Annotated in this window: 11 protein-coding genes and 1 tRNA gene; 6 read left to right on the top strand and 6 right to left on the bottom strand. The window is 37.9% G+C overall.

The window, feature by feature from the left end; all coding sequences use genetic code 11:
* Together DPC56_RS07245 and DPC56_RS07240 are read right to left on the bottom strand one after the other, a co-directional pair.
* On the bottom strand, positions 1 to 741 hold a 741-nt coding region (locus tag DPC56_RS07245; RefSeq protein ID WP_281267927.1), incomplete at its 3' end, for a pseudomurein-binding repeat-containing protein.
* 450 nt (positions 742 to 1,191) lie between these two features.
* Positions 1,192 to 1,275: transfer RNA gene (locus tag DPC56_RS07240), tRNA-Leu, on the bottom strand.
* A gap of 131 nt (positions 1,276 to 1,406) precedes the next feature.
* On the opposite strand from DPC56_RS07240, the gene DPC56_RS07235 reads away from it, so the two are divergent.
* The 3 genes from DPC56_RS07235 to galU are packed head-to-tail and all read left to right on the top strand — an operon-like array spanning position 1,407 to position 2,832.
* Positions 1,407 to 1,715 (top strand): DUF167 family protein, encoded by a 309-nt coding sequence (locus tag DPC56_RS07235; RefSeq protein WP_112094407.1) that lies wholly within the window; start codon positions 1,407 to 1,409, stop codon positions 1,713 to 1,715.
* A complete protein-coding gene (locus DPC56_RS07230) occupies positions 1,712 to 1,963 on the top strand; it encodes a hypothetical protein (protein WP_112094406.1) in 252 nt (83 codons plus the stop codon). Before DPC56_RS07235 ends, DPC56_RS07230 begins: the two co-directional genes overlap by 4 nt.
* Before the next feature lie 11 nt (positions 1,964 to 1,974).
* Positions 1,975 to 2,832, top strand: coding sequence for a UTP--glucose-1-phosphate uridylyltransferase GalU (gene galU / locus DPC56_RS07225; RefSeq protein WP_112094405.1), 858 nt, complete (start codon positions 1,975 to 1,977; stop codon positions 2,830 to 2,832).
* Here galU and DPC56_RS07220 read toward each other — a convergent pair.
* Together DPC56_RS07220 and DPC56_RS07215 are read right to left on the bottom strand one after the other, a co-directional pair.
* Positions 2,804 to 4,060, bottom strand: coding sequence for a tetratricopeptide repeat protein (locus tag DPC56_RS07220; RefSeq protein WP_112094404.1), 1,257 nt, complete (start codon positions 4,058 to 4,060; stop codon positions 2,804 to 2,806). The two genes, galU and DPC56_RS07220, sit on opposite strands and share 29 nt — an antisense overlap.
* A gap of 15 nt (positions 4,061 to 4,075) precedes the next feature.
* Positions 4,076 to 6,052 carry a P-loop NTPase family protein gene (locus DPC56_RS07215; RefSeq protein ID WP_245923965.1) on the bottom strand — a complete coding sequence of 659 codons (1,977 nt, stop codon included), beginning with the start codon at positions 6,050 to 6,052 and terminating at the stop codon, positions 4,076 to 4,078.
* Between the two features lie 99 nt (positions 6,053 to 6,151).
* On the opposite strand from DPC56_RS07215, the gene DPC56_RS07210 reads away from it, so the two are divergent.
* A complete protein-coding gene (locus DPC56_RS07210) occupies positions 6,152 to 7,423 on the top strand; it encodes an MFS transporter (protein WP_181454422.1) in 1,272 nt (423 codons plus the stop codon).
* On the opposite strand, the gene galE is transcribed toward DPC56_RS07210, so the two are convergent.
* Positions 7,416 to 8,393, bottom strand: coding sequence for a UDP-glucose 4-epimerase GalE (gene galE / locus DPC56_RS07205; protein WP_112094401.1), 978 nt, complete (start codon positions 8,391 to 8,393; stop codon positions 7,416 to 7,418). The two genes, DPC56_RS07210 and galE, sit on opposite strands and share 8 nt — an antisense overlap.
* A 78-nt stretch (positions 8,394 to 8,471) precedes the next feature.
* Complete coding sequence (locus DPC56_RS07200; protein ID WP_112094400.1) at positions 8,472 to 8,990, bottom strand: metal-dependent hydrolase; 519 nt, start codon at positions 8,988 to 8,990, stop codon at positions 8,472 to 8,474.
* A gap of 266 nt (positions 8,991 to 9,256) precedes the next feature.
* On the opposite strand from DPC56_RS07200, the gene DPC56_RS07195 reads away from it, so the two are divergent.
* Positions 9,257 to 9,574 (top strand): DUF4064 domain-containing protein, encoded by a 318-nt coding sequence (locus DPC56_RS07195; protein ID WP_112094399.1) that lies wholly within the window; start codon positions 9,257 to 9,259, stop codon positions 9,572 to 9,574.
* Between the two features lie 7 nt (positions 9,575 to 9,581).
* Complete coding sequence (locus DPC56_RS07190) at positions 9,582 to 9,995, top strand: hypothetical protein (RefSeq protein ID WP_112094398.1); 414 nt, start codon at positions 9,582 to 9,584, stop codon at positions 9,993 to 9,995.
* The last annotated feature ends 70 nt before the right edge of the window (positions 9,996 to 10,065 follow it).

Raw genomic sequence — 10,065 nt, 5'->3', positions numbered from 1 at the left:
GGCGGTCAATTGGGCTGCAAGCGATCTTATACTTGGATCGTTCACCTGACAATTTGCCGTTGCAACCAAGTATTGGCTAAGTCCTGAATTGGAGGTGTTTCCTTGGTTTGTTGTGGATGATCCTGAACTTCCTGAATTGGAGGTGTTTCCTTGGTTTGTTGTGGATGATCCTGAATTTGTTGCTTTGATATATTTCACTGTAACATAATTGGGTAATCTATTGTTGTCATTATAGAATGCGAGTATCCTGGCCATTGTATAGGCTATGCTTTCTGGGTTTATCTTCCCGATAACGGTGGTTACATAATTGGGTAGTCTACCGTTTGTCTTTACGAAATTGGCCACTGAAGATGCTAATGTGATGTAATTTGATTTTGTTAGCGTGCCCGTTGCAGTCCCTGTTGGAGTGGGTGCTGATGAAACTTTTATTGGATTTATTGTGGTTGTTTTTTTACCGTCTCTGTTGATATTTAGAATGGCTTGTGCCATAAGGTATGTGAATTGTTCTTTTGTCACATTTTGATTTCTAACTTGTACAGTTGATGGAAGTGCATTATTTTTCTCTGTATAATCTTTTGCCTTTTTAGCCGCGGTTATCACATCTCCTGTTGTAACAGGTGTCTGGGCATCACCGGCTGCAGCATATAAGTTTTTGGCTTCTGCTTGAGTATTATTGGTTGTTATGTTATCTTGTGCATGACATGCCCCTAGATTCAATATGAGGAGGCATGCCATTAGCATATAGATTAACCCTTTAATCGAAATTTTACCGCCTCCATATCCCAGCACTCATATGGGGTGCTGAGATGATATAACATTGTGACACGGACCTACTATATAAATATTTTGGTCCAATTTTGAGAAAAAAATAATCTTAGAGCTTCTTAAAAACTAAAAGACGTTATTAAAAGTTTTTATTCATCTAAGGTGTTGGTTTAAATTATCGGAGAGTATTTTAAAAATTTGAACTCTAAACGATCCTATATTGTTCAACAAGATCATCTTTAAACTCATGAAGGCAATAGGATGTGAATGGTATTGGATAATCATCTATAAAGAAGCGTCCTTGACTCTTCTACCTTTGATATCCTCTCTTTTATATTGTCTCCTATCATATTTTCAAATGAATATAACAAAAGGGGGGTTATGCTTGGGATTATTCGCTGAAAAATAGGAGATAATTTATTATAATGCAGGGGACGGGATTTGAACCCGCGAAGGGACTCCCCCACTAGGCCCTCAACCTAGCGCCTTTGACCACTCGACCACCCCTGCATAAACTGGTAGAGAACAAGAACTGTTAAAGTGGGGGAAAACCTTTAGCTTCTCTGACTATTCGAATATTATAATAATGATGGTTATATAAATTTTTTGGAGTAAGCTTTTGACTTTATTTAGGTGATGATATGGGGATTAGAGAAGACAGTGACGGCGTTTTAGTTGATATAGAAGTTTCTGTAGGATCGTCAAAATTTGAAATAGGCGATTATAATCCATGGAGAGAAAGATTAGAAGTTAAAGTGAAATCTCCACCATCCAAAGGGAAAGCTAACAAAGAACTTATAAAAGAATTTTCCAATATTTTCGAAAAAGAAGTTAAAATTATACATGGTATCAAAAGTCCATATAAAACCTTAAGGATTAAAAAAATTAATAAAAGTGATTTTATAAAAAAATTAAAATTGGAGAAAGTTATCAAAAGAGGATCAGCATGATATTCACAATATCCGTGACAACCGGCAATATCCCGACCACGGGTCAGACCATGATATATGGGGTATTGGCAGTTATTACGCTCATAGCATTCCTTGGGTTGAAGGAAATCTTAAGTTCAGAGGAACTCAAAAACCAGCAGATAAAAGCTTTTATATCAGGACTCAACATAGTAATAATACCTCTATTAATAGTATTCCTATGTATATTAGTCTATAAAGTTGTCACAACATTAAAAATTATTATCTGAGGAGAGAGAATATGAAAGCTGTTATACCCGCAGCAGGTCTAGGCACACGATTTCTGCCCGTCACAAAAGCCCAACCAAAGGAAATGTTACCAGTATATGATAAACCAACAATACAATATGTCGTCGAAGAAGCTGTTGCATCAGGTATAGATGACATACTCATCATAACAGGAAAAGGTAAAAGATCAATCGAAGACCATTTTGACAAATCCTTTGAACTCGAATACTCCCTTAAAAAGAATGGAAAGCACAAACTTTTAGAAGACATTGAAAAAATCTCTGAACTGGCAGATATATACTATGTAAGACAAAAGGAACAAAAAGGCCTTGGGGATGCTATATATTGTGCCAAAAAGCATGTTGATGGCGAAGAGGCGTTCGCAGTACTTCTAGGGGATACCATAACAACGTCGGACATTCCATGCACTAGAAAACTTATAGATATCTATGAAGAGTATGGTTCATCAGTTATTGCAGTAGAGGAGGTTCCTAGGGAAAAAGTTGAAATGTATGGTGTGATTAAACCAAAGCCCATAAAAGACGACCTTTATATAGTAGAGGATCTTGTTGAAAAGCCTTCACAGGAGGAAGCCCCTTCTAATTTCGCCATAATAGGACGCTATATACTAGAAAGTGAAATATTCGATCATATAGAGAACACCCCACCAGGTGTAGGTGGTGAAATTCAACTAACAGATGCTATGAGGTTCCTCGATGAAATTTATGCTTACGTATTTAATGGCAAAACATATGATATTGGTAACAAGGTTGACTGGCTTAAAACATCCATAGAATTCGCATTAAAAGATGAAAATATAAAAGGGACGATTATAGAGCACCTCAAAGAGCTGCTAGATGGAAGGGCATAAAAAGGAATAGCATAAAATTGGATAATCCATGTGAGAATGTAACACCAAGGATGCTCCCAGTTTTTTGATACATATAACCATAGAATATGGCGATGAAGAATACTAATATGAACTCATAAATGGATCCCCATCCAATATGGCATATAGTAAAGAGTACCGAGGCATATAATAGGCCAGGTAAAACTCCCAGAAGCTTTTCCGAATTCTTTTGTAATATTCCTCTAAATAGTAGCTCTTCTGAAAATCCTACTAACAATAGTATGAGGAGACCTACAAGCAAATACAGAAAGTTTGATGTGGGTATAAATGGTTTCGGATATAGAATCATGAATTCAATATAACCTATGGGAAACCCAGTTAAAGCCACTAAAAACTGTAGTTTAGGTTTCTTCCAAGTTAGACCAACATCTCTACCCTTCAATTTCTGGGTCCTCATTAATACATAGGCTAGGGCAAAAAGTGGCAATGACATTATTAATAACCGATAAATTTCTGGAGTGTCCACTACAGGTATTGAAAAACTTACAATCCTAATCAATGGCAATATTGTCATGGAATTTAGAAGTCTTTTAAACTTTTCATCGGAAACAAGGGAAGAATGAGCTAATAAAGCAAATAGTATGAGGGCGTGGATTCCTAGGCCGGCTAAAACATTTATGTAGGTTGTTAGAATTTCAGCAAAGAGTATAAAAATGGGATATCCTATAAGTGATAGCCAACTTCTATTTTTATAGGATATAGGATGTTCTTGGGATAAATATTCTTCCATACTTTTTATTTTGGCATAGGACGCTAAAATTTTTCTATTATCATCCATTAGAGTGCAAAGTTTGTGATATTTCTTGTATACTTTGAGGGCATCTTCGAACCTGCCTTGTTTTTCTAATACTCTAGCATGATGGTATATAGCTGTAGCCTGGTTTTTGATGTCATTGAGTTTTTTGAATTTCTCACAAGCCTCTTTATACATTCTCTGAGCCTTTTCATATTCTCCTTTTTTATCATATATTTGCCCGACATTGAGGATTGACTGCGCTTCTCCTCCAATATTTTTGCATTTGTTGTAAAGTTTCTTGGCGTTTTCATAACTCTCGAGGGCATGATCTTCCATCCCATGTTCTTGGTAGATTTTACCTAATTTTAGGAGCGTTTTCGCCGTCTTTTCAAGATCTCCTATATGGGCAAACTCTAGGAGTTTCAGTTGAAGTTTCTCCAACTCTTTTTTCAATAAATCCTCTCCTTTTTATCTGGTTACTAGTTTGTGGAAGAGTTTTCCATCAACGTGTAGGTCTAATTGGCTTGCAGGTGGCAAGGATGCTTTCTCGAACTTTTTAACATCTTCTAGTAGGCTCATTTCTAGGATTGCTTCCATTGATCTTACACCATGTTTATAGGATGGTATCATGAGGAATGCTTTGAGTACACCTTGGTCTATTCTTAGCTTGCCTCTGCCGTCAAGAAGGTGGGGTGTTTTCCTTTCAAATAATGATCTTAGTAGTATAGCTCTTCTCAATATATAGAATCTGTCTTTTTTATCCATGGGGTCTGGGCCAATGATGTTCACATAACCTCGCAGTCTACTTATGAAATCTCGGACTTTAGCTCCTTTTAGGAGTTTTTTGTCTTGGGATTCGAATTCCTCGAAGGTATTGCTTGTACCACCAGCGAATATTAGTATCGATTTTCCTAGGGGGTGTGTGGTGTCTCCTTCTCTGAATTCTCCATCTTGCATTGGGGCTAGGAAATATTTTATCCATCCGAGTTTTTTACCCTTATATGGTGAATCGAATTCGTCGAAGAAAGCCTGCGGTATCTTACCCTTTAATACAGCGTCTCTTATCTGGTGGAAGGCGTCTATAAGATCGTTTTCTTCCCTAAATTGTGAAACGTTGAAGTTGAGCGTTTTTATTCTCTTCGGGTCCACGCTCGCGGCTAGTTGGGATACTGCGAATGATTTACCGGCTCCTGGAGGCCCGAACACTCCTATAGAAAGTGGTCTTTCAACTCTTTCATTTTTAAGGTATTCTATTATTATATTTCTTATACTTTGATATCCTTCTATCTCTGTTCTATCAGCAGTTATGAGCTTCCCGAAATGGGCTATTGGCAAGGGGTATTTCCTTTCCTTGTAACCTTCTATGACGATACGCTCTGATACTGATTTTATGTCGAAGTGTGGGGGTGATGTGGCTATAGTCCACCCTTCTAATCTTTCAAGCGGTGGTATTTCTACCGTGCCTATGTTGGCCTCCTCACCATTATAGAATATCTCCTTGGTGGGATAATCTGGTTTTGAACCGAAACCTTCATCCAGTAATCTCTGAGAAGCTTTTATACCCTCTATTATACCTCTTTCGATTTCTAACCCCCTTTGTAGAGCTGCTGTGAAGGCTGCTGTGAATGCACAACCATGGCCTTGCATTCTACCTGGAGATTGTTCGTTAAGGTTACCCTCAAATAATTGTGGATGGTAGAAAAGTTTAGCCTTTGACCCGGCCTTGTAGTATATGGCACCTTCTAGGTTTATTCTTACTATGAGATGTTTCAATTCTTTAAGTTGGGCTAATAGTGGATTATGGTGTATTTGCCAAATGAAGTCTTCTGCTGTGCGTTCCCATGAAAGTCTCCGGCTTATATTAGCGCCCATTTCTCTGAGATCATCTACTGTTATTATGACTACAAGATTTTCCTCGTGGTTTTCTTTGAGGTGGTGCCATAATTTGCCTTCAAAAAGTGGTGCTGACATTTTGAGGATGATAAGTGGCTTGTCTTCGATGATTGATGACGGCCATTTATCTTCTAGTTCTCTGAAGCCGTTGCCAGCATCATCTATCACTATAATATCTGCTTTTCTGTCTTTAAATTTGAATGGCAATTTTGGGAGCCCTTCTTCAGGTCCTGTGTATCCCAAGAAACTCTTTATAAGATATTTTCTGTTGTATAATTCTAGGTCGGCGAATGAGTGTATAAACTCTTCGGGGCTGGTATTTTCAAGTTTACTCAATATTTGGGGGTGTTCAACTCTTGGAACTAGTTCTTTCAACATTTTAGCAAGTAGGAGGGCCCCTCCTTCTAGGGCTTTTCTGTGGAATCCTAGGTGGGTTTTCCAGTTTTCGCTATAATCAGCTATTTCATGGGATTTTATGGGCCATTGTATCCAATCTATGGTGATGTCCCCTGTTACTATGGTTTTCATGTTATGAGTTTCATCAAATTTCATATAATAGCTTTTATAGAGTTTATCTATATGAGGATTATGGAGGATTCGCGATCATATGCTCTTCTCATGGCGATTTTGGCATCTTTTTTAACACCTTTTGTGGCTTCATCCATAAATGTGGCCCTTCCGAGTTTGGGTTCTGACCTTGGTATGGACCCTTTTATACTTGCATGGGTGCCTACTATCTATTTACTTGCTGTGGCTGTTTTACTTATCCCCATGGGCCGTCTTGCTGATATTTATGGTAGGAGGAGGGTATTCCAGTTTGGTATTATAATTTTCACGGTTTCTTCTATATTCGCTGGATTTTCTATTTCTGCAGAAATGCTTTTATTGCTTAGGGTTATTCAAGGTGTTGGGGGTGCTATGATTTTTAGTAATGTTTCAGCTATTATATATTCTGTTTTCCCACCATTTGAGAGGGGTTATGCTCTTGGATGGGCTGCTACTGGGACTTATTTCGGATTATTTTTCGGCCCCACCCTTGGAGGTTTTTTAACCCAATATTTTGGTTGGAGGAGTATTTTCTATTTTAACGTCCCATTGGGTGTTATTTGCGCCTATGCCACTGGTAGGATAGTATCTGAGTGGAGAGAGGCTGAAGATGAGGAATTTGATCTTCTAGGCGCGTTTTTAATGGCCCTTTCTCTGATTTTTGTTTTGGTGGGTTTTTCATCAATCATTTTCTATTATGGTTTTTTACTTTTTGTTGTGGGAATTTTCTTGTTATATTTTCTTTATAGGTATGAGTGTGGATGTGAGAGTCCATTATTTGACTTTGAATTGTTCGAAAATAGAAGTTTCACATGGAATGGTTTCACAACTTTTATAAGCTATTTTGCAGGGTATCCTGTGGTTTTCCTTTTGAGTTTGTATCTTCAATATTTTCATAGTTTGGATCCTTGGAGGACTGGTGTTATACTCTCTATCCAAGCTTTTCTTATAGCATTGGTGTCCCCTGTAGCTGGGAAATTTTCAGATAGGATGAGTCCAAGGATAATTGCCGCGGTGGGTTTGCTTGTCATAATCTTGGCTATGCTTATCTTTTCATTTTCAAGGTTTCTTTGTTGGATTATCATTGGTTTGGTTTTTATGGGTGTGGGTTTCGGGTTCTTTTCGGTTTCGAATAGTAAACTTGTCATGGGCTCTGTGGAAAGAAAGTTTTGGGGAGTGGCATCAGCGACCCTTGTAACATTTAGGGTGTTAGGTCAACTTATTGGCATGGGTTTAATAGTTCTTCTCGTTAATGTATATCTTGGTGGGGGATCTGTAGCTAATAATGGATCTTTCCGGGCTCTTATGATTGTCTCATTTATATTATTTGTCCTACTTTTGGTTGTGGGGCTCGTGTTAACATTGAAGGCTAAATAATTTCATTGTTAAGTTTCTGGTGCCATTCCCATGCTGTTTCAATTATGTCTTTTATATCAGAGAACTCTGGCTCCCATCTGAGGATCCTCTTGGCCTTTTTTGAGCTTCCGATCAGTATTGGTGGGTCTCCTGGTCTTCTATCCGATTCTATTGTGGGTATTTCTTCCCCTGTGACTTCTCTGCAAGTTTCTATAATCTCTTTCACTGAGAATCCATCACCATTGCCTAGGTTGAAGATTTCGCTTTTATCCTCTTCTAGGAGTTTGAGGGCCTTGTAATGTGCATCTGCAAGGTCCATTACATGGATGTAATCTCTTATACATGTGCCGTTTGGTGTTGGGTAATCTGTGCCAAAGATTTGAACATTTTCCCTTTTACCAATTGCAACATCTAATATTATTGGTATTAGGTGGGTTTCTGGTTCGTGCCATTCCCCTATCTCGGTTTGGGGGTCTGCGCCAGCGGCGTTAAAGTATCTTAGTGAGACATAATTGAAATCATATGCGTTACTATAATCTTCTAGGATTTTTTCTATCATGAGCTTGGAGCGGCCATAGGGGCTTATGGGATTGCACGGGTGGTCTTCGGTTATTGGAGTTTCTATGGGATCTCCATAGACTGCACAAGTAGATGAGAAAATGAATCTGTTAATATTATTCTTTTGCATGGCATCTAGGAGATTTAATGTATTCTTGACATTGTTCCTGTAATATGATCCTGGGTCTTTGATAGATTCTCTTACATCGGTGAGGGCTGCGAAGTGCATTACTGTAGTTATATTATATTCCTTGAAGATCTTATCAAGGAGTCTTTTATCTTTAAGGTCTCCTTTTATGAATTCTCCCCATTTAACAAATTCTTCATGTCCTTTACTCAGATTATCAAGTATTAGCGTCTTATATCCTTTCTTTGATAAAAATTTGTTAACATGGGATCCGATGTAACCCGCACCACCAACAATGAATATCATATCAGTGATATCTGAAGGTACTCATTATTATATAATTCGGGGGGATTTTCACACCATGGTGTGGGGTCCCTATTCATGTTACTGGTTCTTTCCCGCTTTTTTTGTTATTATAAATAGTGTGATGAATAGGAGGGCTGAGGTTATCCCAAAACCTGATATAATCCCGTTATATGTGTTAAAACCTGTTTCGAGTCTAGTGTAGGTTACTTGTATGAGAGAGCCTATGAATGAGAAACTGGGGCCATTAAAGGATATTCTTAGGGGGAATTCTATTATTATGCCAATATTTGAGAATGGGTAGAATGGGAATATTGGGGAAGCGTCTAGGAGGTCTAGTAAGAGATGGGAGAATATGAAGAAGGCTATTATACTTGTATAGATCCAGGATCTTTTTGCGATTTTTTCGATTATAAAAATGGGTAATATGATGATCGTTAGTGTAATGATGGAATGTAGGACACCTGGCAATCCCATGACCTTGTCGAGGTCTGGGAGTAGACCAAAGAAGGCTAAAGTGAGGATATAGTATGGGTTGGATTTCTTTTTTAGGAAATACACTATTGTCAAGGGTATGAATATATGAGCTAGTACATCCATTGTGTTATCTCCTTCTAGGTATTATCTCCTTTTTATATTCGTATGGGGGATATAACACTTTTAATATCTTTTTTCAGTTTTTTCAATAGAGTATATAATTAGGTCTATTCTGTATAGTATAGCATGATCTTTGTGTCTATATCCTATTTTACCTGAATTATTATTAATATTGCTGGTTTTATTACTTGATAATAGTTATATTTATATATTAGATGATTCAATATTTTATGTATACAATGTAATGGATATTGTGGAGAGTGGTTAAATTGGTTGAGGAAGTGCAAAATTCTAGGATACTTGAACTGGTGCTTGGGATAATTGGGAGCATCTTCGGACTCCTTGGCGGCCTTTTTGCAATCTTTTTTTCAGTGTTCAGATCGGAGGCGCTCTATCTTGGTATAAGCGCAATAATGGCGTCTATCCTTGGTATAATAGGGGCTGTTTATGTGCGTGAAAATCCAAGAAACGGCGGTATACTCTTGATTGTGAGTGCTGTATGGCTCTTGATAAGCATATCAGCGGTTGCGATCCCGGGGACAATATTCTTGGGTATAAGCGGTATTCTAGCCATTATAAGGAGGTGAGAAGGATATGAAGGCAATTGTACCCATAATATTATTAGTGGTGCTTACAGTGGCTGTGTGTGGATGTACCAGCACATCAGACACGGGCACTTCATCCGGAGGCGACCTAAAAGTAGAAGGTCTTGAAATAATCCCTGAAGGTTACGGTTTTTATTCCATAAAAGGCAAAATAACACCATCAAGGGATTTCGATTATCTTGAAATCGTTCTTAAATGGTACGACGCAGAAGGCAATGTCATACAAACAGACCCACTCGCATGGAACATTAACAATGCAAAGGCAGGTCAACCTATTAAATTCAGCACATACTCATACATAGATACAGGCACACCAGCAAAGGTTGATCTAATGATATTCGAGGATCCCTTCTCAGGTGGAGATGAAAGTTCAGCCATATACAAAACAACACTAAAACTTTAACAGCCTTCTTATTTTTCTTAAATTTTATTTTTTTGAGTAGACTTTTTTCATGTTTTAATCCACCAAAAGA

Source organism: Methanothermobacter tenebrarum (assembly GCF_003264935.1).
GTDB lineage: Archaea > Methanobacteriota > Methanobacteria > Methanobacteriales > DSM-23052 > Methanothermobacter_A > Methanothermobacter_A tenebrarum_A.
Note: the sequence above shows the minus strand (reverse complement) of the source record. Positions and strands in the feature narration are given on the sequence as shown.

Excerpts from the sequence above, each read along its gene's own strand:
- galE (WP_112094401.1), bottom strand. The coding sequence starts at position 8,393 with ATGATATTCATTGTTGGTGGTGCGGGTTACATCGGATCCCATGTTAAC.
- DPC56_RS07215 (WP_245923965.1), bottom strand. The coding sequence starts at position 6,052 with ATGAAATTTGATGAAACTCATAACATGAAAACCATAGTAACAGGGGAC.
- DPC56_RS07200 (WP_112094400.1), bottom strand. The coding sequence starts at position 8,990 with ATGGATGTACTAGCTCATATATTCATACCCTTGACAATAGTGTATTTC.
- DPC56_RS07235 (WP_112094407.1), top strand. The coding sequence starts at position 1,407 with ATGGGGATTAGAGAAGACAGTGACGGCGTTTTAGTTGATATAGAAGTT.
- galU (WP_112094405.1), top strand. The coding sequence starts at position 1,975 with ATGAAAGCTGTTATACCCGCAGCAGGTCTAGGCACACGATTTCTGCCC.
- DPC56_RS07190 (WP_112094398.1), top strand. The coding sequence starts at position 9,582 with ATGAAGGCAATTGTACCCATAATATTATTAGTGGTGCTTACAGTGGCT.
- DPC56_RS07230 (WP_112094406.1), top strand. The coding sequence starts at position 1,712 with ATGATATTCACAATATCCGTGACAACCGGCAATATCCCGACCACGGGT.